The sequence below is a fragment of the Acinetobacter pseudolwoffii genome (assembly GCF_002803605.1).
In the GTDB taxonomy this organism is placed as follows: domain Bacteria; phylum Pseudomonadota; class Gammaproteobacteria; order Pseudomonadales; family Moraxellaceae; genus Acinetobacter; species Acinetobacter pseudolwoffii.
Map to the genome: position 1 here is coordinate 282,914 of NZ_PHRG01000003.1, position 21,559 is coordinate 304,472.

Here is a 21,559-nt window from a genome sequence, read left to right on the forward strand (position 1 = left end):
TATTTACCATTCATTCTTTGATTCATTATTGGTATGTACACCCAGTAATTCATGGACATGCTCTACAGGATTCTCATTTTTAATGACTTGAGCCAGCCATTCATGTAAGGGCAGCTGACTCCATTTAATTGTTTTTTGTAGCATATAGCTCACTGGGCTATGTGGTTCATTGATCTGAAAATACTGAGCAATCTCTTGTAATAACTGCATTGCCTGTTGACGATTGGCCAAATGGTTTTGGGCGTGGGGCTGAAATTTTTGCAGATTTGAATTTACATGTGAGATATTCATCACAACTGCTTCCGAAGTATGAGGTTGTGGTGAGTTCACCTGATCTAATATTATTTCGGAAGGTTGCGCAAATGTTTCGATTTTATAGATTCGCTTGATACTGGTGAATATTGCTTCGAGCTGAGAGTCTGTGGCTGCAAAACTTGGTGCATCCAGACCCAACAGTTGATCCAAAGTGGTTTTAAGTTTCTGCCACTCTGTCTGAATCTCCAAAAGATATTGATTATTTCGGCTCAGTATAGATTTGTCAGTATTTAGCAATAGTTGCTCAAAATATTCCAAGTCCTGAACAGGATCATTTTCAGAAGAATAATCCTGTTGTTTTAGCTGCATATTGCGCTGATGTAAAAGTGCTTCATATGTACTTAAACTATAAAAAGGTGCGGAGCTGACCAAAGGAATCTGTTTCATTAGCCTAGGGAATTGCGCAATCAAACCTTGCAACAAACCCAAACGCTGATCAAGATTATCCTCTTCAATAACAGGATGTATCTCTAACCAGTAGCGCCTCAGACTTTTTTGGCTTAGTTCTAATCCTCGAGCAATACCTTCAAAACCATATAGATGACTCCATGCCTGAATGAGCCAAGTATATAATCGAATATCCTTGGTTTTTTCGTACAATAATTCAATTATTTTGTCATTCACAAATTGCCAATCCGCTTGTTTGGGTTCAGCGATCCAGTCACCTTGATCCAATAGGGGATCATCCCAAGTTTTGGCTTTTTTAATCGCATGAAAATCATTTGAAAATGAACAATCCACACCACATGGCTGTTCAATGGAAATTCCTTGCAATAAATATTCAAATTTCAGTGTCATTTCTATACCCATTCTTATATTTATTTGTTTTTATTATTTAATCTGATCATACAACATCAGCTGTATTGCTTTTAAAACGAAATTTTTTAACTGTTTTAATTTTTGGATCTACACTGTAAAGGATTTCATCTTGCTGGACATCAATATGAATTAATTTAGGCAGCTTTTCTTCACTCATGGCCATGAGTATTTCTGTAGCCAAAGCAGGCAATATGGAAGCATTTAAAATATGATCAATATTACGTGCACCGCTATCAACTTCAGTACAGCGGCTGAGTAGTAGTTCAAGCACGTCTTCATTATAAGTAACTTGCATGGCATATTGCTGCTGGATGCGTTGGATAATCTTTGCTAGTTTATGCTGAATAATCCGGATTAACAGTTCATCGTGCAAAGGATAATAAGGCACGATCTGCATACGTCCTAGAAAGGCCGGTTTAAATTGCTGATATAAGCTTGGTTTTAATTGATCTATCAAAGTATTGGCATCTGGCCAGTTTTCCCTAGGTTGATTTAAACAAGCCTGCATCATGGCACTGGAACCCACATTCGACGTCAGCAGAATCGTAGTGTTTTTAAAATCGATTAGTCGGCCTTCGCCATCTTCCAGCATTCCTTTGTCAAAGACCTGATAAAATAACTCCTGCACATCAGTATGCGCTTTTTCGATTTCATCCAGTAAAACTACGCTATATGGATTACGGCGCACAGCTTCCGTCAATACGCCTCCTTGACCGTAGCCGACATAACCTGGAGGCGCACCCTTTAAGGAAGATACAGTATGAGCTTCCTGATATTCTGACATATTCACCGTAATCAGATGTGACTCACCACCATATAATTCCTGCGCCAAGGCGAGGGCAGTTTCAGTTTTTCCTACACCACTTGGGCCAACTAACAAAAACACAGCTTGCGGTTTGTTCGGATCATCCAGTTGAGCTTTAGACGTTTTAATGCCTTGTACCAGCTGTTGTAATGCATCATCCTGGCCCATGACACGTTGTGATAATTTATCTTGGAGCGTTAATACTTGCTGGATCTCATTATTCATCATTTTTCCTACCGGAATTCCAGTCCAGTCTGAAATGATTTGGTTAATGATAAGCGTGTTCACACCTTCAAAGACCAATGGATCTTGATCCTGAATCTGGGCTAAATGCCGGCGTAATGTTTTTATTTGATTCTGCTTCTCACTCTGTTCAGATTGAGCCTGTAAGGATTTGATTTGCTGAATTAGCTCCAGTTCTTGCTGCCATTGGCATCTCAGCTGTGAAATTTCCTGTTCTAAGTTGGAAATTTTTTCTGATAATTTAATTAAACGCTCTTGATGCATCAGGGGATCTTGATGCTCTTTGTGTAAAAGGCCATATTCCAGTTGAGAATTATGTAATTGTGCCTGTAACTGGTCTAACTTGACCGGTTGCGAATTTTGGCTCAAAGCCACCCGTGCTGCTGCCGTATCCAAAACACTAATGGCTTTATCTGGTAATTGCCGTCCACTGATATAACGATGCGAATTACGTACCGCAGCAATAATGGCTTCATCATCAATGTGCAGCTGAAAATGCTGAGTCATGACCGGAATCATGGCCCGTAACATGTCGATAGCCACTTCTTCAGTCGGTTCTTCTACTTTCACGACCTGGAAACGCCGACTAAGCGCAGCATCTTTTTCAAAATATTGTTTGTACTCAGCCCAAGTCGTCGCTGCAATGGTGCGTAGTTCACCACGTGCCAAAGCCGGTTTTAACAGATTGGCTGCATCATTCTGACCCGCTTGACCTCCAGCACCAATCAGGGTATGGGCTTCATCAATAAATAAGATAATAGGATAACGACAAGACTGAACTTCCTGAATGATTTGTTTGAGTCGATTTTCAAATTCACCTTTGACACTGGCACCCGCTTGTAATAATCCAAGATCCAACATATGCAGCTCTACATTTTTAAGTGGATCAGGTACTTGATGGGTAGCAATTTTAAGTGCCAGTCCTTCTACAACGGCAGTCTTTCCTACTCCTGGCTCGCCAGTAAGAATAGGATTGTTTTGACGACGGCGCATCAGTATATCTAGCATCAAGCGGATTTCGAATTCACGACCAATCACTGGATCAATCTGGCCTAGGCGCGCTTTTTCAGTTAAATTTATTGTGTATTGATCGAGTGCTGGGGTTTTATTAAATTCTGGCTGTTGAACGGGTGAATTTTCTTGTATGTTGCTGCAATGAGTATGATCTGGGCTTTCAATACTTTGCTTACAGTGCTCTAAAAATTGGTGCTTCATGCTATCAATTGGAAATAGCTCAAATAATGCAGAGGCACGAATCGCAACTTGATATAGATCCGGTGCAGTAAGCAAAGCAACCAGTAAATGTCCACTCCGGATCATCGTATTTTTTTCTGCTGAAGCCAAAAGCCAGGCTTGTTCTAATACACGAATAATTGATTTAGCAAAGATAGGAGTGCGAGAATTCCCTTTATTCAGTTGTTGAATACTCAGACGAAGCTCATTAATCAGATTATCTTCATCAATTTTATATTTTTTCAGCAAGAACTTTATATCATTTAATTCATTTTGTTGTAGCAATTCTAAGAAAAAATGCTCAATTTCGATTTCATAATTTTGATTTTTAATGCAGGAGTTCGCCGATTTTTCAAGGTAGAGGCGCGCATGTTCGGATAATTTTGTAATCAAAATTTTTAAATTACTCATATTTTTCTCTTTTCAATATATAGCCTGATATTTTGGGAATTTATAGCTATATGATTCTTATTATTAAGTTTAATTTTTATTTGTTTAAGTTTATCTATAGGCTGTCAAAATATTTTGACGCACTATTTTTGGCATATTCTACTCAAATCTAATAAAAAGTCTGCATTCATTGATCGGAATTTAGCAATTTTAGCAAATTACATAAATTTTTTAACTAAAACTCATTTTCGTATTGACTTTTTGTGATCATTTTTTGTTAAATCCACATCACGATTTTTAAATTATAAGAATAGAAAAATCATTTTTTAATATTCAAAAATAAAAAACAACAAAAAATGAGGCTCACTTTGAAAAACAATTTAAGTTTTATCGTATTGCTCATCTCAGGAATGGCACAGCTATGTTTTGCTCAAACCCACGCTGCAGAATTAAATCGATCATGTATCAAGGCCTATCCACAGGCAAAGGATGTTACTGATTTAGCACTGATCGGTTTATATCAGCAGCTTTGCGACAAATCGGTGAAGAAAAATATTCCGCTACAGCATCAACTCAATACCCAAATCGCCAAGCGCTATGTCGAACTAGGATATAACCTGAAGGCATTGAATTTAATCGAGCAATTACATCAGCAGAATTACCATCATCAGGATTTGACTGATCTTGGTTTTTTGGCCGGTATTGGAATCTCTGCCGGAAGTTTAGAGCAGATGCGTAGTACAGAAGTTCGTGCTTTAAACGAATTTACCTATCCGCAAGCCAAATCACTGACTGAACATATTTATCTGGCACAACCCGCACCGAAATTTTCTGAATCTTCATCCCATACAGCGTTGAATTCGAAATCAAAACAGATAAAAACCAAGGCAAATACTACGCTAAAACAAAATGTTAATCTAAAGAAAAATAAAACATCGAGTAATAATACGAAAGTGAATACAGCAGCCATGAACAATAAGAAACCAGAAAATATAAGCACTCAAACCCATGGCCTCACTACCAATCCATTTGGATCATTAAAAAATAATTAACAAGGAAAATCATGATGGCTAAGCGTGAAAGTGTACAAAAAAAATTACAACGCATTCGGCCGCCGCGTGTGCAATTGACCTACGATGTCGAAGTCGGGGATGGCCGTGAAGTCAAAGAGTTGCCATTTGTGGTCGGGGTGTTGGGAGACTTTTCAGCAGCCTCTGAACTGAAAAGCAGCAAGCTTAAAGATAAAAAATTTATCAATGTAGACCTCGAAAATATTGATGAGGTAATGCAGTCCTTAGCACCCCGTGCCAGTTTTCAGGTGGACAATAGTTTGACCGAAGAGGGCGGAAAAATTTCGGTAGATCTGATGTTCCATGCTATGGATGATTTCCTGCCGGAACAGGTAGTACAACAGGTTGAACCTTTGCGAAAACTGGTTGAAGCAAGAGAACGTTTAACTGATTTGCGCAATAAGATTTCCAATAATGAACGCCTGGAAGATTTGCTGGATGAAGTTTTAAAAAATACTGACCAAATTCAGAAAATGAGTGTGGAGGCAGACAGTGAATCATTCTAATGCTGCAATTGTCCCAGATGTATCTATTCAGGAATACTCGGTTCTGGATTCTATCGTTGAACGTAGTCGAATTGCCCGTACAGAAGAGGAACATGAACGTGCTAAAAGCCTGATTGGTGAATTGGCCAAGGAGGTTATGGCCGGTACGATTATAGTCTCTGAAAATATGACACTGGCTTTAGATAAACGTATTGCAGAAATTGATGCCTTAATTTCGACTCAGCTCAGTAAGGTTATGCATCACGAACAGTTTCAAAAAATCGAATCTACTTGGCGTGGACTATACTATTTTTGTCAGGAAACGCCATCACATTCTTTAATCAAGATTCGCATGCTGAATACCACTAAAAAAGAACTGGTTAAAGATTTTCAGAGTGCAACTGACTTTGATCAAAGTACATTATTTAAAAAAATATATGAAGAAGAATATGGTTCTTTTGGTGGAGCGCCTTATGCCACTTTAATTGGCGATTTTGAATTTGATCGCACACCGTCAGACCTGTATCTGCTAGAGCAGATTTCACATGTGGCAGCCGCCGCACATGCACCATTTATCTCTGCGGCAAGTCCTTCAATGTTTGGACTGGAAGCTTTTACCGACATCGATCGTCCACGCGATGTGTCCAAAATCTTTGAAACAGCTGAATATGTACAATGGCGTTCATTCAGAGAAAGTGACGATGCCCGTTATATGGCATTGACCATTCCGCGAGTATTAGGCCGTTTACCTTATCATCCGAAAGAAGGTACTGCGACAGCAGGCTTTAACTACGTGGAAGATGTTTCCGGTAAAAATCACAATGAATACCTCTGGATGAATGCTGCTTATGCTCTGGGTACACGGTTAACCAATGCCTTTGACATGCATGGCTGGTGTGCGGCAATTCGTGGTGTTGAAGGTGGCGGTCTGGTCGAAGGTCTGCCAGTACATACATTTAAAACCAATGATGGGGAAGTCATTTTTAAATGTCCGACGGAAATTGCCATTACAGATCGTCGTGAAAAAGAACTCAGTGATCTTGGATTTATTCCGTTGGTACATTGTAAAAATACGGATTATGCTGCCTTTTTCGGCGCTCAATCTACACAAAAACCAAAGAAATATGCAAATGACCTGGCCAATGCCAATTCTGCATTATCAAGTCAAATTCAATATATTATGGCAGTTTCACGTATCGCCCATTATTTAAAAGCCATGATGCGTGACAAGGTGGGAAGCTTTGCATCAGCAGGAAATGTCGAAGCATTTCTAAATGATTGGCTGTCTCAATATGTACTCTTGGATGACGGCGCTTCACAGGAAGCCAAAGCACAGTATCCACTACGTGAGGCTTCTATCAAAGTTGTAGAAAATCCGGCAAAACCTGGACACTACAAGTCTGTGGTCTTTTTGAGACCACACTTTCAGCTAGACGAGTTGTCTGTCTCTTTGCGACTGGTCACTGAGCTGCCGCAGTCAAGCAATTAAAGCTGTTGGCAAAATTATAATAACGTTTATAACAATAGGAAAATTATTAAAAATGAAAGATATTTACGTCCAATTTCGAGGCAAATATAAAGTCGATGGTGAATCTCGTGATTCAGAACATAAAAGCTGGTTAGAAGTGAACTCTTGGTCTCACAATATTCGCCAGCCAAAATCGGCAACCTCTTCCAGTGTAGGTGGTCATACTGCAGAACGGGTTGAACATTCTGACATGATTTTTATGAAAGATCTGGATGCAACCAGCCCAAAACTTTGGGAAGCATGTTCAGCAGGTTATACCTTTGATGAAGTACAAATCGATTTTTATCGAGCGAATGGCGATAAACGCATTAAATATCTACAAATTAAATTAAAACATGTGTTGGTTTCACAAGTGACTCCAGTAGTGAATCAAGAAGGTGTTCCAACAGAAGCTTTTGGTCTGAAATATGCAGCAGTTGAATGGACTTATAATCAACAGGATATTAATGGCACGCAAAAAGGTGCAGTGACCAAGAAATGGTCATTGGCAAATAACACTGCATCTTATGCAGCATAATTTGCTCCTTTAGAGGCTGATCCTGATCAGCCTCTCTCAGAATATTTAAAATAATAAATAAAATTAGAAAATAACAATATGAATTTGGATCAGCTCCATCCTTACGGATTTAGAACAACATTATTTGACCGTCTCTTGCCTCAGAACCTAATGAGTGTACAAGGGCTTTCTTTGCAGGCCTTAAGAGAATCAGTCGCTACTGATCTGGAAGATCTATTAAATAGCCGCATGGCTAATCTGGAGGGCAGGGTTGATCGCTATGATCAGGTCAAAGGTTCCATTCTTCAATTTGGCATTATAGATTTTGTCGGTCTTTCAACGGCGAATCCACTGGATCGGGACAAAATCTGCCGTTCTATTGAGCAGTCTATTCATGTTCATGAACTACGTTTAAAACAAGTTAATGTAGAGATGCTGGTAGATGAGCAGAATATGGGGAGCTTGTGTTTGAGTATCCAAGCTTATTTAAATATTTATCCACTCTATGAGCCGGTGATTTTTGATGCTTTTCTCAACCCCACAACACAACAATACGTGATTTTGCCTAGAACATCAGCAGGTGTGCTGTGATTGAAGAATTATTACCGTATTATGAAAAACAATTACAGGAATTCGGACAACAATCACGAGAATTTGCCAAAAAATATCCGAAAATTGCTCAACGTCTTGCTCTCAATCAGGAGCAAATTGATGACCCGCATATTGAACGATTGATTCAGGCATTTTCACTCATTTCCGCCCGCATTGATAAAAAGTTACATGACAGCTACGAGGTATTCACTCGCTCTATTTTTGAGGTGATGTTTCCGCAGTATCTGAAACCTTTTCCAGCATGTTCAGTGGTCAGTTTTGAGGATTGCAATAAAATCCGACAGCTTAAAAGTAGCCAGCAGATTCCTAAAAAAACTATACTAAAATCAAAAAGTACCCGTGGAGTACAATGCGAATATCGTACGGTAAAACAGGTTGAACTATTACCCATCGGATTAAAATCGCTCAGTTTTAAAACACATGCTTCGGCACATATTCATTTAAATCAGAACGCAACTCTAATCTTTGGTTTCGAGATTTTTAACCAGCAGCAACGACTGCTAGACCAACAAAAACTGCCGATTTATCTTGATGCAATTTCCAATCTCCCCTTGCAAGTACTGGATTGTATTTTTAAACCCGAGACCCGTTTTTCTATAAACACACAGACCCAAAAGATTGATATTGAAAATCCATTTGAGTTGCAGGGTTTTACTGAGACAGAAAGTGTATTACCAATCGATCAGCATACTCACCATGCTTATCGTTTATTAATTGAGTATTTTTGCTTTCCAGAGAAATTTAATTTTCTTGATTTGAATCTGAATTTTCTAAAAAACCTGAATATAGAAACTACAGAATTTGAATTAAAGATTCACTTTAAAATGAATCTGAATGATCAGGCAATGATCCGAAACTATTCAGAATTAAATAGCGCCAATTTCAAATTATTTGCAACTCCCATAGTGAATTTGTTCCCTAAACAGGCTGAACCACAGAAAATTGATTATCAACGCCTTGAGTATTCACTCATAAGTGATATCCATCATCCTGAATATTTTCAGGTCTATGCAATCACTGAGATGAATATATTACGAGAAAAAAATGAAAAAAATCAGATGATTTGTTCAGTCTTACCTTTTTTTGCTATGAGTCATTATCATCAGGCAGATGGGCAGTTTTATTATCATCTACTCCCTGAGGACAATAATAACCGTACAGGACTAAAATATTCCATTATTTCAAGATCTTTAGAACCGCATCAAATTTCATCTGACTTTGTCAGTATCCAGTTACTATGCTGTAATCGGGATCTGCCTTATGAAAGTTACCATAAAGATCAAAACACCTTATCTTTAAATGACAGTAGCTTGATGCGGAAGGTGACCTTAGTCAAAAGACCTAATTTACCTTATTATTTTGATCAAAAACTGCAGGAACAGTGGCGGATTATTTCACACTTATCATTAAATAATCTATCTTTAATGCAAGGGGATGCGGTCAGCTATATTAAAGAATTACTTGAACTTTATAACTTGCCACAATCCAAAGAAAATCGCCTCATTATTAACTCAATTCAGACTGTACAATTTTCCCTGACGCAGAAACTGCGTGAGCATAAACCGTTTCCACTATTTGTACGTGGTGTCAAAGTTGAAATTCAAATTGATACCGAAATATTTCGGGGAGCTAGTCTCTATATATTTGTGCAGGTTTTAAATCATCTCTTTAATTTAAAGGTTCAGATGAATAGTTATGTAGACATGCACGTTATTGATTCAAAATCAAAACAGGAGTTATACCAATGCGTACAGCAGATTGGTGGCAAAAGGCTTCTGTAGTTGACCGGCTTTATCAGCAACCGACCAGCTTTGAATTTATTCAAGCCACGCGATTATTAAGGCATGCGCCTGAACAGAAAAACGAGCAGGAATGGAGTAAAGCCTTTCAATTTATCAGTTCACTGAATCTTAATTTTCCAGTCTCTGAAATTGAATCACTACAAACTCAAGATAAGAAAGTGCAGATGACCAATTTAATTGTTGGGCTAACTGGTATTCTGGGAGAATTGCCTTATATCTATACGGATAAAATTAAACAGGGCACACGGGCACAACGAGAAGAAAGCTTGCATTTTCTGGGATTATTCAATCATAAGCTTACTGCACAATATGTCGATGCCTGTCTGAATTATCACTTAGCCTTACGCTATGAAATTGAGCAGGAAAATCATTATCTGAACCTGCTACATGCTTTGAGTGGCTATATGAGTCAGCAGCATGAACAGCAGAATATAGATGATTATTTTGCTGAATTTTCAGGTTTGATGCAGGGTCAAAATAATACACATTATGCCTTAAACAGCGTCCTGTCCTGTATCTTTAAGTTTAACTTTCAGATCAATGAGTTCATTCCAGAAACCTTTCAGCTTAATGAACAGCAAAGAAGCTGTTTGGGAGAATCACGACCGGTTCGGCTGGGAATCAATAGTTTTTGTGGCGAAAGACTTGAGCAAATTGATGAAAAAATTGAAATTGAAATCGGCCCATTAAAACGTGAAGACTATCTGAATTTTTTATCTGAAGGGATCCATAGTGTCAAATTAAAAAAGATTCTTCAAATCTGGTGTAGCCCAACCTTATTGGTAGATCTCCGGCTGATTCTAGAAAAAGATGAATTATGTTCAGTCCAGCTCGGACAAGCGAATCCTATGGGTTTGGCAAAAGGGGCGGTATTGCTGGCCAATCAGGCGACACATAATACGCAAACTTGTTATAGCCTGATAGGAAGCCTGTCATGATCAAGCCTGTCATTCAGACTTTTGTAGGCTTATTTGTGCTTACGAGTGGTCTTGTCATTTATTACTGGAGAGACATTCAGTACGATCCATCCAATATAGAGTTGACATTGTATTTCGGTATTTTACCTTTACTACTTTGCCTGCTGTTATTTACACCTTATTTGATCTATAAAGCGCTAAAAAAGTATCAGCAAAGAAAACAAAAGCAGCAGGATCAAGCAAATTCATTGGCTCAAATACGGCAGCAAGATTCTGAAAATACAAAAGAAACCTTAAAGCCGATTGAAGATTACCCCCTTAATATTTTTTCAGCTGCGGCTTGGCACAGTTTTGGTGAAAATGCAGAAATTTTAGAGAAAATGATGCAGTTTAGTAGTCCAGAATTAGACCCCAAATTGCTGAATTATTTTGGTCTGCCGCTATTGGCATATCGTATTCATGCCATAGATTCATTGCTCGAAAAAGACCAGACTGAGCAAGGAATAATGACAAGCTTAAGTGGACGGCGGATTCAACACCTCATTCAAGATCAACTGGAGCAGCATCAGGAAAGCCTGAGCTTAATATCAAGACAGTTAAAACATTCTGCATTATTTTATGATCAGGAGCTGGCTTATCAATATCGAATGCATCCGGGATGGAGACAGAAAAATTACCAAGAAGATGAGAGTCACATTACACCTCTTACTACCGCACCAGTCGTTCGCTTAAATCGATTGAATCTTCATATTTTGTTAGCCGATCATTTGATTGATGATTGGAATGAAATATATCAGAAACAACTCTTAAGCCAGATTGAGCAGCAATATTCAATAATTCCTGCTCAGATTCATCTCCAGTTGCATTTCTTGCCAGCTGATCGTGCTTATTCCAACTGGTTGAATTTAATACAAGAGAGCGCAGGGCAATCCCATGAGGCCAGTCTTATCATCGTGGCAGATTCTGAAATTGATCAGGACTATCTCAATGATCAACTTTGGCAAAATGAACACTATATTGCGTCAGAATATGCTGCCAGCTGGTGTCTAGCTGCGCCTGAGTTAGAAATTGAAGGAATGATCCCGTTGCAGACCCTGCAAGTAGCTAAGCATGTCACGCATTTGCAGGAATATCTGGCTCAGCATCAAGTTGATCTCTCTACTCAGCTAGAATGGCCTCAACCTTTTTTAGTTGTATTGGATGAAGTCACGCATTCCAAAAAAATGAAGAAAATACAAAAAAGTTTCGAAAATATTGACTTCGAACCAGATCATGTTGTTTATCCTAAAATTTATTTGGGGCATACACAGCATTTAGCCACCGTTTTTGCCGCGATGTTGTCAGCACATCTAGTAGACAATGTCATTACAATAACCTATGGCCTACAACAAGAATCTACCTATTTATATTTTACCAATACAAAAAATGATCAACTCAATCAAAGCACATTAGTCGCTTAACTATTTATAAAAATTAAAATAAGAGATAACCGTGAATACACTATTTTATACCGTCTTGGGCTATGTCTGGCAGTACATTGGTAATCCTAAAGCGATGATGGCCTTATCTTTTTTAGTGGTCATTATTTCCATGAAGAATACGGTCGCTGATCGAGTCTTCTGGATTTTACTGTTGGTCTATGCTGCTATTTTAATAGGTTGGGGGATTTATGCATTTATCCAGCGTTATCGGTCTGCTAAACAGGACGAAAAAATTGCAACGGCCTTAGCTCAAAATACCGAGGCTGAAAGCAAGAATAATAAAGTAGAACTTCAGTTGATCAGTCAACAGGTCAAAGAGTCCATCCAGCTGATTCGTAAATCTAAACTGGGCGATTGCAAGGCTAATGCTGCACTCTATGAACTGCCTTGGTATATGGTGATTGGTCATCCTGAAGCAGGGAAAAGTTCTGCCATTTATCATTCAGGTCTACGCTTTCCATTTGAAGCAACCCATCAGAAAATGCGATCTGCCGGGCTCAATGGAACTCGAAACTGTAACTGGTTTTTTTCAACACAGGGTGTGTTGCTGGATACCGCTGGGCGGTATTCGGTCTATCCTGAAGACCATCCGGAATGGCTGGGATTTTTGAATATTCTCAAGAAAAATCGTGCTAAAGCCCCAGTGAATGGATTGATTGTGATGGTCAGTGTGGCCGAACTGGTCAACCAAAGTCCGGAGAAGTATATGCAACTGGCCAAAAGTCTGCGGGCGCGTATACAGGATCTGACTGAACGTCTAGAGGTATTTGCTCCGGTTTATCTGGTATTTTCCAAGATGGATCTGATTGCCGGATTCACGGAGTTTTTTGATTGTTATCATGAGCAGGAATTTGATCAGGTTTGGGGTGCCACCTTGGCCTATGAACCAGCTTCCAGTGAAAATGCTGTTCAGTTGTTTGAAAAGCATTTCAGTATTTTATATGACGGACTCAAAAATGTAAGTACGACCCACTTAACCCGTCGTCATTCGCAGCAGATATCACCCAGCGTGATGACCTTTCCTTTGGAATTTAAGAGTCTTAAACCAGTATTCAAGACCTTTATTGCAACCTTGTTTCAGGAAAATCCTTACCAATTTAAACCGGTTTTTCGTGGCTTTTATTTTACCAGTGCCTTACAGGAAGGCCAGATTGAAAGTCCAATGACAAAACAGATTGCTAAGGATTTTCATCTGATTCGCAGTGATGATGAAATTGCGCTATCCACTCCATCAACATCCCAGAATCAAGGTTATTTCCTGAAAAGCCTATTTTCTGAGGTCATCCTTAAAGATAAGCATCTGGTAAAGCAGCATATTAATCCGGCACGAAAACGTCAGCGCTTTATGGCTTTTACCGGGGCTTTACTCACAGTATCAATTGTACTGAGTATGTGGATATGGTCTTATCGGAATAACCAGCAGTTAATGGCTGAGGTTCAGGCTGACCTGAATAAGGTGGTGCTGATGCAGCAACAGTCAGGAACTGAACTGGCCACACAAACGGATGCATTATTAATCCTGCAAGCGCATTTACAACAGTTGGATCAATTTGATCAAAGGCTTCCATTCAAGTATCGTTTTGGTCTGTATCAAGGGCATCAGATCCGGGAAAAACTGCAAGCTGAATATTTGAAAGGAATTGAGCAATTAATCTTGCAGCCTACCCAGCAGAGTATTGCGGAATATCTACAACGGGTAAAACAGCATTCGGCGACTTTAAAAGAAAATCATATCAATGTACAAGTTCAGCCGGTTGCACAAGTTCAACAACTGGCCTTAGCGCCATCAGACCAAAATCCACAAGATGCCTATAATGCGCTTAAGACTTATTTGATGTTGAGCAACCGCCAATATATAGATTCAAGTCATTTGAGTGACCAGCTGACACGGTTCTGGCGAAACTGGCTTGATCAGCATCAGGGGCAACAGCCACGTACCGAAATGTTGCAAAAGGCCGAACAATTACTCAGCTATGCCATGACTTTGACAGGTTCAAGTTCATTTCCTCTGCTTAATCCTGATACTGTTCTGGTGGAACAGACCCGTCAGGTTTTGTCAGCACTGACGACAGGCGTATCCGCACGTGACCGTGTGTATAACGAAATTAAAATGCGGGCTTCGGTACGTTTTCCAGCCTTAACCATCAAGCAGATGGTAGGGGAAAGTGCTCAAACAATAATGTTGGGAAGTTATGCCTTACCCGGTTTTTATAGCTATCAAGCCTGGAATGATTATGTACAACATGCCATAGATACGGCAGCTCAAAGCTCAACCGAAAGCAAAGACTGGGTATTGAATACCATCCAATCAGATGACCTGAGTTTCAGTGGGAGTCCGGAACAAATTCGACGCCAGCTGACTGAAATGTATAAAAAAGAATATATCAGTGAATGGCGTAAATTTTTAAATGCAATTCATTATGCCAAGACAACCGATTTTAATCAGCATACCCGTCAGATTGATATTCTGGGTGAGCCAGAAAACTCACCCATCCGCAAGGTCATTCAACGTGTAGCACAAGAAACCAGCTGGGATAATCCTGTGGTGCAAGCTGAATTGGCAGTTCCACAAAAAGGTTTTATTGCCTGGTTTAAACGTAAAGTATTGCAACGTGATGATGTGAAACTGGCACAGAATTCTGCATCACATTTATCTCATGGCGTGATTTCTAAAGATTTTCAGTTGTTTTATCAGATTGTACGCTCGCGAGACGATCTGCAGAACCGGTCGCTGCTAGATGAGTATATGCAGTCCATGGCCAAGGTTCGAAGCCGTTTCAATGATTTAAAAAGTTCTGGCGATATTGGTCCTGCCAGCATGATCTTAGTCAAACAAACCATTGATGAGCAGAACTCTATCTTTAATATCACACAGAAATTTGTCGATGAAAAAATGTCGGTGGGAAGCAATGAGCTGGATCAACAGCTGATTAAAAAATTATTGAGTGTGCCGCTGACACGTTCCTTTGAAAGCCTGATGATTCCGGCCCAGGCTGAAATGAATAAATTATGGCAGATACAGGCCTATCAACCATTTAGTGGAAATTTGGCACAAAAATATCCGTTTAGCAGTCAGGCCAGTTTGCAGGCAAGCTCTCAGGAAATTAATCAGATTTTTGGTGAAAATGGCAGTATTGCACGTTTTGTCAAAGAGCATCTGGATCCTCTGGTGATCCGTCGCGGCTATAGTCTGACTTCAAAAACCTGGCAAGATTTAGGCATTAGTCTAAATCCTGCCTTTATTGCAAGTTTTCAGAATTATGTCGCACCGGTACATGGTCTGGCGACTGGAGAGTTAAACCATACCAATTCAAAAACCGTGAACCTCAATCAATCTAATTTTCAGTTTTATCCCTTAGAACAGTCTCACTTACTAGCGTATACCATTGATATTGATGGACAAAGAATGCTATTTGAAAATGGTGTTCAACAATGGGTGAATTTTATCTGGCCAAATCCTGGCACCATTCCGGGCGCTCGAATCACAGTAATCGATCTGGAAGGGAAGACCCATACCATATTTGATGAACCAGGTGAATATGGCATCAACCGCATGATTGATAATGCACAACGTACTCAAAAAGGCAATATTTTTGAAATGGTGTGGCGCAGCGAAGATCATCCTGAACTATTTGTGAAGACCCATTTCCGGCTGGTGAGTGGTAATAATTCAAGTTCTATCGGAGGTCAGCCAAATTATAGCAATTTGCAACTGGTAGATCAGATCGTCTCGAATAAATCGGTACGTGTGGTCGCTGCACAGCGTACTGCGGTGTCTGGACAAATAAATCAAACATCTATGCTTCCGGTAGGAAAAACAGGAGCGACGACGCCATGATCTTTTTAATCCAAAATAAATAAATAAATGTCAGATGAGCTTAACTCACGATATTAAACTATAAAAAACACATGGGGTAGAAACCTGAAATGAAAATAAAAAAAACCTGCTTAAAATTGAATTATATAAATAAAATCATAATTTTATTATCTATATGTTTAGGCGGCGGCGTACAGGCCCAATCCATTATTGTTGAAGGTGTTGTACCGAATGAAAGCACACAACAGGAAATTTTGAATAAACTCTATGCAACTTATGGCCAGAAAAATGTGATAAATCGCATTCAGATCCGTCAAGTGACAGCACCAATTGGATGGTCGAATGCGGTAAATAAGGTGATTAATGATGATCTTAAAAAGGTAAAACAAGGTAAATTAACGGTCAAAGGGTCTAATATTCAGTTGATTGGTAAGGTTTTGAATCTTCATGAAATGGATATCACTACTAAAAAGTTTCAAGGTTTAATACCAGCAAATTATCATTTAAATGCACAGCTCACTGTAAATCAGGCAGAACAGCAGATTATTGATGCGGTATTAAAGAATCGCATTGTTGAGTTTGAATCTGGTAGTGCGGTACTGGCAGCGTCCGGTGCAAAGATTCTGGATGAAATGGTCATAGCTTTAAATAAGGTGAGCGGAAAGAAGGTACGGATTATTGGACATACTGATAGTTCCGGTGATGCCAACAAAAATATAGTACTGAGTCAACAGCGCGCAGAAGCCGTAAAGAATTATTTAATCAGTAAAAATATAGCAGCTGAAAATTTAAGTGTTGATGGTTTAGGATCAACTCAACCTATAGCTGATAATTTAACAGCTGAAGGTCGTAAGAAAAATCGCAGGATTGAATTTGAAGTGCTTTAAAGCTTAGGTTGCTTGAGCAACATATCTATTTGTGGCTTACAGATTGATTTCGTATAATGTATATTATGTTAAATTGAGTGCATGATACTTTAATATAAATGATTGCTCAAAATGTGAAAAATAGAATGCTGTAAACCATAGGCGGTATTCTGTTCTATTAAGATTTAGACAATGGCGGTATCTAGTTTTACTTAAAATCATGTCAATCACAGCTCTATGAATAATTGATAAATCTCGAATGCATTCTGTTATTAAATGTTGAGACCGAATGCATAAAGCTAGAAAGCCTCTAAGATATTTCTAAACTTTGTACAGAAAAAGGGAAAACATGAATAACTATCCTGAAACCCCTGCTTCAACTGAAACTCAAGATCATCAACCTGGTGTGCAAACCAAAATGGATCCTGCACCGGAAGTCATCAAACCGAATTATAAAGGTAGCGATAAACTTAAAAGTAAAATCGCCCTGATCACAGGTGGCGATAGCGGTATAGGTCGGTCAGTCTCGGTCTTGTTTGCCCGTGAAGGTGCTGATATTGTGATTTGTTATCTGGATGAAGATCAGGATGCTCAAGATACCAGAAAGATGGTAGAGGATGCAGGACGGCGTTGTTTACTGATCAAGTGTGATTTACAAGATCAAGATGAAATCAAGAAAATGGTTGAGCAGACGCTTCAGGAATTTAAAACCATTAATATTCTGGTCAATAATGCCGGGGTTCAATATCCGCAAAAAAGTATTAGCGATATTTCTCCTGAGCAACTTTTTAAGACCTTTAATGTGAATATTCTGTCGATGTTTCACTTGACTCAGGCTGTGATTCCGCACATGCAAGAAGGTGACAGCATTATTAATACCACCAGTATTACCAGTTATCATGGACATGATGAACTGATTGATTATTCAAGTACCAAAGGTGCCATCACCACATTTACCCGCAGTCTTTCCACCAGTTTGTTAAAAAATAAAACCGGGATCCGGGTCAACGGCGTAGCACCCGGCCCCATCTGGACTCCCCTCATTCCAAGCAGTTTTGATGAAGAACAGCTCAAAGAGTTCGGTAAACAGACACCCATGGGTCGGATGGGCCAGCCTAGTGAAGTCGCACCAGCGTATTTATTTCTAGCGAGTGAAGAAGCCAGTTATATTTCCGGTCAAGTCATTCATGTTAATGGAGGCAGTATCATTAACGGTTAATTAGAATTTGAAGATAACAGTCAGTGAGAACCGTTATCTTCATTCATTTATTCTTCAGGTTTTCTATCACTTAAAAGATGCTGGTTTTATAAAATAATTTCAACAAATACATGACAGATATTTACCGCCATAGAAACAGGTCATTGTTATAGTAATTTCAGCCAACCTTGATGAGGACAGCAATATGCCTAGAGGTGACAAATCAGCCTATACCGATAAACAAAAACGGCAGGCCGAACATATTGAAGAAAGCGAAAAAGAACGCGGTCATTCTGAGGAGGAAGCCGAACGTATTGCCTGGTCTACTGTCAACAAGCAAGATGGCGGTGGCAAGAAAAGGAAAAAATCCCATTAATAATAGTAAGTTAGGGTAAAATCCTATGTTGAAAGCTCGGCGAAAAACCCTCTCATTACTGCGTATGAGAGGGTTTTTAATCTGAATCTTTAATATGTATTTTCTACGCGCTGTTGAGTCCAAACCGGCCAGAGTTTTTCCAGCGTTTTTTCAAATTTCGAATTATCGGTTTGCCATTGTGGATTTTTATCTTTATCAATAATCAGTGCACGTACACCTTCAATAAAGTCGCCTTGCTCCAACCAGACATCCTGCAGATCTCGCTCCAGTTGCATACATTTTTCCAGCGATAAATTTTGTCCTGCCTGCTGTAACTTCAGACTCGTTTGCTTGGCCATGACTGGACGTTGCTGCAAGATGACCAGCATTTTATTGGCCCACTCCTGATCGGTAGCACTACTTGCATGTGCCAAACTCTGTTCGATCTCATCGAGGTTTGGATGGCCAAAATGCTGACTAATCAGATCTGCACGTTTTTGCAACTCGCTTTCTACCGGATGGGTAATGTACGCACTGATGATTTTCTGGATTTCAATCTGATTTAATACCGGTGCAGCAATCAATGCGGTTTCCAGTTCAGCAAAATTTTCACTCGGTACATGATAATCGACCAGATCCAGATATAGCGCATCACTGCTGCTGATCTGCTCCCCTGTCAACGCCATATAAATGCCTACATCATCCAGTCGGGAGAGAAAGTGGGTGGCTCCCACATCCGGGAAAAATCCAATCGCGGTTTCTGGCATGGCAAAGCGTGATTTTTCACTGCTCACTTTAATATGACAGGCTTGAGCCAGACCAAAGCCGCCGCCCAGAACATAACCATCCATCATCACGATGACAGCCTTTGGAAAATTGCGCAGTGTGCTCAGCATGCTATATTCAGTGGCAAAAAAATCCTGATATTGGGTATTGCCTGCCTGATAGCTGTCATACAGATAACGGATGTCTCCTCCGGCACAGAATGCCTTGGGACTGTTAGAATTGATCAGAATCGCTTGCACCGCTGGATCATGGCGCCACTGATCTAGTTGTGACTGAATCCCTTGAATCATCCGCAGGGTTAAGGCATTTAAATGACTGGTGCGGTCCAGGCTGATAATGCCTAAACGTCCTTGTACCCGAATCGCTAAATTATTTTCATCACTCATTTTATTTTCCTATTTTTGTTTTATTGATGGGTGAATTTGGCTGGGCGTTTTTCGACAAAAGCCTGCATGCCTTCCTTTTGATCAGCACCGGCAAAAATGGAATGGAATATCCGTCGTTCAAAGCGTAGACCTTCGGCCAGACTGACTTCAAAAGCCCGATTAATTGATTCTTTAATCATCATCACGGCCGTAAGCGACTTTTCAGCAATTTTTTCGGCAGCTTGCAGAGTTTGTTCTAGTAACTCTTCTTTGGCAAAGACACGTGCCACTAACCCACTTTGCTCGGCTTCTTGCGCGCCCATGTGACGTGCAGTCAGACACATTTCCATGGCTTTGGCTTTACCAATCGCCAAGGTTAAACGTTGCGTTCCGCCAATGCCGGGCAATACCCCTAAAGTGACTTCAGGCAAACCAAATTTTGCATTATCAGCGCAGTAAATAAAATCGCACATTAAGGCCAATTCACAACCACCGCCCAAGGCATAGCCACTCACCGCAGCAATTAAGGGCTTACGGCGCTGGGCAATCCGGTCGGCCAGACTGAAAAAATCATCCAGATAAATTTGCGGAAAATTCAGATCTGCCATTTCTTTGATATCTGCACCTGCAGCAAAGGCTTTTTCCGAACCAGTGATGACAATACAGCCAATCTGCGGGTCTTTTTCCAGCTGATCCAGCGCCTGATTCACTTCAACGATCAATTGATTATTCAAGGCATTTAAGGCTTGTGGACGATTTAAAGTAATCAGCCCGACCCCGTTACGCTGTTCGAGTAAAATAGTTTGCCATTGCATGATAAAAATCCCTTTAAAATTATAAACTACGTGCAATTACCAGACGCTGAATATCGCTGGTGCCTTCATAAATCTGACAAATACGCGCATCGCGATAAATGCGTTCAATCGGAAAGTCTTTCAGATAACCGTAACCGCCAAAAATCTGCAGCGCTTTGGAACAGACACGTTCTGCCATTTCCGAAGCAAAGAGTTTGGCCATAGAGGCTTCGGTTAAACAGCTTTCACCTGCTTCCTTTTTACGTGCAGCAAAATGGACCAGTTGTCGCGCCGCTTCAATTTCGGTGGCCATGCTGGCCAGCCTGAACGAAATCGCCTGCTGTTCAAAAATCGGTTTGCCAAAGGCCACGCGATCATGTGCATAAACAGTCGCTTCTTCCAATGCAGCGCGGGCCAGACCCACTGCTTGTGCGGCAATGCCGATCCGTCCACCTTCCAGATTGGCCAAGGCAATTTTTAAGCCTTCACCTTCTGCACCGAGTCTTAAACTTTCATGAACGCGGACATCGGTTAAAGCAATCTGACAGGTATCCGAAGCATGCAGACCGAGTTTTTCTTCGACCCGAATCACTTCATAACCGGGCGTGTCGCGCGGCACTAAAAATGCACTCATGCCTTTTTTTCCCGCAGTTGGATCGGTCACGGCAAAGACAATAATCATCCCGGCATTATGACCCGAGGTAATAAACTGTTTGGCGCCATTGATAATGTAGTGATCGCCATCTTTCACGGCCCGGGTTTTAATCGCTGCAGCATCCGATCCGGTATGCGGTTCGGTCAGGGCGAAGGCACCAATCATTTGCCCTTGAGCCAAAGGTTTTAGAAACTGCTGCTTTTGCTGTTCCGTTCCAAACTTGAGAATCGGCACACAACCCACCGAGTTGTGTACGCTCATGATGGCGGACGTTGCACCATCTGCCGCTGCCACTTCTTCGAGGGCCAGTACATAAGCCAGCGTGCCTGTACCTGAACCGCCCCACTCTTCTGGAATCAGCATGCCTAAAAAACCCAGCTCTCCCATTTGGGCCAAGGCATCTTTGGGAAAGATGCCTTTTTGATCCCACTCGCTGGCAAAGGGTTTAATCTGTTCCTGGGCGAAGCTTTTGGCCATATCCTGAATCAGTTGTTGCTCTTCCGTAAATTGCATGGATGCTTCCTTCA

The 21,559-nt window shown here is 40.3% G+C and carries 17 protein-coding genes; 12 read left to right on the plus strand and 5 right to left on the minus strand.

Features of this window, described 5'->3' with window-relative positions; all coding sequences use genetic code 11:
* Window positions 1-3: 3 nt before the first annotated feature.
* Both tssA and tssH read right to left on the minus strand, forming a co-directional pair.
* On the minus strand, window positions 4-1,113 hold the full coding sequence (gene tssA / locus CWI32_RS08300; protein ID WP_100535091.1) for a type VI secretion system protein TssA: 1,110 nt from the start codon (window positions 1,111-1,113) through the stop codon (window positions 4-6).
* 46 nt (window positions 1,114-1,159) lie between these two features.
* A complete protein-coding gene (tssH, locus tag CWI32_RS08305; RefSeq protein ID WP_100535092.1) occupies window positions 1,160-3,826 on the minus strand; it encodes a type VI secretion system ATPase TssH in 2,667 nt (888 codons plus the stop codon).
* A gap of 347 nt (window positions 3,827-4,173) precedes the next feature.
* Here tssH and CWI32_RS08310 point away from each other — a divergent pair, with 347 nt between their 5' ends.
* The 12 genes from CWI32_RS08310 (at window position 4,174) to CWI32_RS15205 (ending at window position 18,453) form a co-directional block, all read left to right on the plus strand.
* On the plus strand, window positions 4,174-4,857 hold the full coding sequence (locus CWI32_RS08310) for a hypothetical protein (RefSeq protein WP_100328652.1): 684 nt from the start codon (window positions 4,174-4,176) through the stop codon (window positions 4,855-4,857).
* Between the two features lie 14 nt (window positions 4,858-4,871).
* Entirely contained in the window at window positions 4,872-5,381 is a 510-nt protein-coding gene (tssB, locus tag CWI32_RS08315) for a type VI secretion system contractile sheath small subunit (RefSeq protein ID WP_034608519.1), read from the plus strand.
* Complete coding sequence (gene tssC / locus CWI32_RS08320; protein WP_005096859.1) at window positions 5,368-6,849, plus strand: type VI secretion system contractile sheath large subunit; 1,482 nt, start codon at window positions 5,368-5,370, stop codon at window positions 6,847-6,849. The genes tssB and tssC overlap by 14 nt, the downstream gene beginning before the upstream one ends.
* 52 nt (window positions 6,850-6,901) lie before the next feature.
* Entirely contained in the window at window positions 6,902-7,405 is a 504-nt protein-coding gene (locus CWI32_RS08325) for an Hcp family type VI secretion system effector (protein ID WP_005096861.1), read from the plus strand.
* A gap of 78 nt (window positions 7,406-7,483) precedes the next feature.
* A complete protein-coding gene (tssE, locus tag CWI32_RS08330; protein ID WP_005096862.1) occupies window positions 7,484-7,975 on the plus strand; it encodes a type VI secretion system baseplate subunit TssE in 492 nt (163 codons plus the stop codon).
* Window positions 7,972-9,777 (plus strand): type VI secretion system baseplate subunit TssF, encoded by a 1,806-nt coding sequence (tssF, locus tag CWI32_RS08335; protein WP_100535093.1) that lies wholly within the window; start codon window positions 7,972-7,974, stop codon window positions 9,775-9,777. The genes tssE and tssF overlap by 4 nt, the downstream gene beginning before the upstream one ends.
* Window positions 9,741-10,736, plus strand: coding sequence for a type VI secretion system baseplate subunit TssG (gene tssG / locus CWI32_RS08340; protein ID WP_100354989.1), 996 nt, complete (start codon window positions 9,741-9,743; stop codon window positions 10,734-10,736). The genes tssF and tssG overlap by 37 nt, the downstream gene beginning before the upstream one ends.
* Window positions 10,733-12,175 (plus strand): hypothetical protein, encoded by a 1,443-nt coding sequence (locus CWI32_RS08345; RefSeq protein ID WP_005096865.1) that lies wholly within the window; start codon window positions 10,733-10,735, stop codon window positions 12,173-12,175. Before tssG ends, CWI32_RS08345 begins: the two co-directional genes overlap by 4 nt.
* Before the next feature lie 31 nt (window positions 12,176-12,206).
* Window positions 12,207-16,034 (plus strand): type VI secretion system membrane subunit TssM, encoded by a 3,828-nt coding sequence (gene tssM / locus CWI32_RS08350; protein ID WP_100535094.1) that lies wholly within the window; start codon window positions 12,207-12,209, stop codon window positions 16,032-16,034.
* Window positions 16,035-16,123: 89 nt separating this feature from the next.
* A complete protein-coding gene (locus CWI32_RS08355; protein WP_100535095.1) occupies window positions 16,124-16,900 on the plus strand; it encodes an OmpA family protein in 777 nt (258 codons plus the stop codon).
* A 328-nt stretch (window positions 16,901-17,228) separates the two neighbouring features.
* Window positions 17,229-18,098: an SDR family oxidoreductase gene (locus CWI32_RS08360; RefSeq protein WP_074382801.1), complete on the plus strand. Its 870-nt coding sequence runs from the start codon at window positions 17,229-17,231 to the stop codon at window positions 18,096-18,098.
* A 184-nt stretch (window positions 18,099-18,282) separates the two neighbouring features.
* Entirely contained in the window at window positions 18,283-18,453 is a 171-nt protein-coding gene (locus CWI32_RS15205; protein ID WP_005096870.1) for a hypothetical protein, read from the plus strand.
* 89 nt (window positions 18,454-18,542) lie between these two features.
* Here the strand turns inward: CWI32_RS15205 and CWI32_RS08365 are convergent, their stop codons facing one another.
* The 3 genes from CWI32_RS08365 to CWI32_RS08375 are packed head-to-tail and all read right to left on the minus strand — an operon-like array spanning window position 18,543 to window position 21,545.
* Window positions 18,543-19,604, minus strand: a complete 1,062-nt coding sequence (locus tag CWI32_RS08365) for an enoyl-CoA hydratase/isomerase family protein (protein WP_005096872.1) — start codon at window positions 19,602-19,604, stop codon at window positions 18,543-18,545.
* Window positions 19,605-19,624: 20 nt separating this feature from the next.
* Window positions 19,625-20,398, minus strand: coding sequence for an enoyl-CoA hydratase (locus CWI32_RS08370; protein ID WP_005096874.1), 774 nt, complete (start codon window positions 20,396-20,398; stop codon window positions 19,625-19,627).
* A gap of 19 nt (window positions 20,399-20,417) precedes the next feature.
* Window positions 20,418-21,545: an acyl-CoA dehydrogenase family protein gene (locus CWI32_RS08375; RefSeq protein WP_100535096.1), complete on the minus strand. Its 1,128-nt coding sequence runs from the start codon at window positions 21,543-21,545 to the stop codon at window positions 20,418-20,420.
* Window positions 21,546-21,559: the final 14 nt, after the last annotated feature.

Coding starts and splice junctions, on each gene's coding strand:
- tssA (WP_100535091.1), bottom strand. CDS start 1,113: ATGACACTGAAATTTGAATATTTATTGCAAGGAATTTCCATTGAACAG.
- tssH (WP_100535092.1), bottom strand. CDS start 3,826: ATGAGTAATTTAAAAATTTTGATTACAAAATTATCCGAACATGCGCGC.
- tssB (WP_034608519.1), top strand. CDS start 4,872: ATGGCTAAGCGTGAAAGTGTACAAAAAAAATTACAACGCATTCGGCCG.
- CWI32_RS08325 (WP_005096861.1), top strand. CDS start 6,902: ATGAAAGATATTTACGTCCAATTTCGAGGCAAATATAAAGTCGATGGT.
- tssE (WP_005096862.1), top strand. CDS start 7,484: ATGAATTTGGATCAGCTCCATCCTTACGGATTTAGAACAACATTATTT.
- tssG (WP_100354989.1), top strand. CDS start 9,741: ATGCGTACAGCAGATTGGTGGCAAAAGGCTTCTGTAGTTGACCGGCTT.
- CWI32_RS08345 (WP_005096865.1), top strand. CDS start 10,733: ATGATCAAGCCTGTCATTCAGACTTTTGTAGGCTTATTTGTGCTTACG.
- CWI32_RS08355 (WP_100535095.1), top strand. CDS start 16,124: ATGAAAATAAAAAAAACCTGCTTAAAATTGAATTATATAAATAAAATC.
- CWI32_RS08360 (WP_074382801.1), top strand. CDS start 17,229: ATGAATAACTATCCTGAAACCCCTGCTTCAACTGAAACTCAAGATCAT.
- CWI32_RS15205 (WP_005096870.1), top strand. CDS start 18,283: ATGCCTAGAGGTGACAAATCAGCCTATACCGATAAACAAAAACGGCAG.
- CWI32_RS08365 (WP_005096872.1), bottom strand. CDS start 19,604: ATGAGTGATGAAAATAATTTAGCGATTCGGGTACAAGGACGTTTAGGC.
- CWI32_RS08370 (WP_005096874.1), bottom strand. CDS start 20,398: ATGCAATGGCAAACTATTTTACTCGAACAGCGTAACGGGGTCGGGCTG.
- CWI32_RS08375 (WP_100535096.1), bottom strand. CDS start 21,545: ATGCAATTTACGGAAGAGCAACAACTGATTCAGGATATGGCCAAAAGC.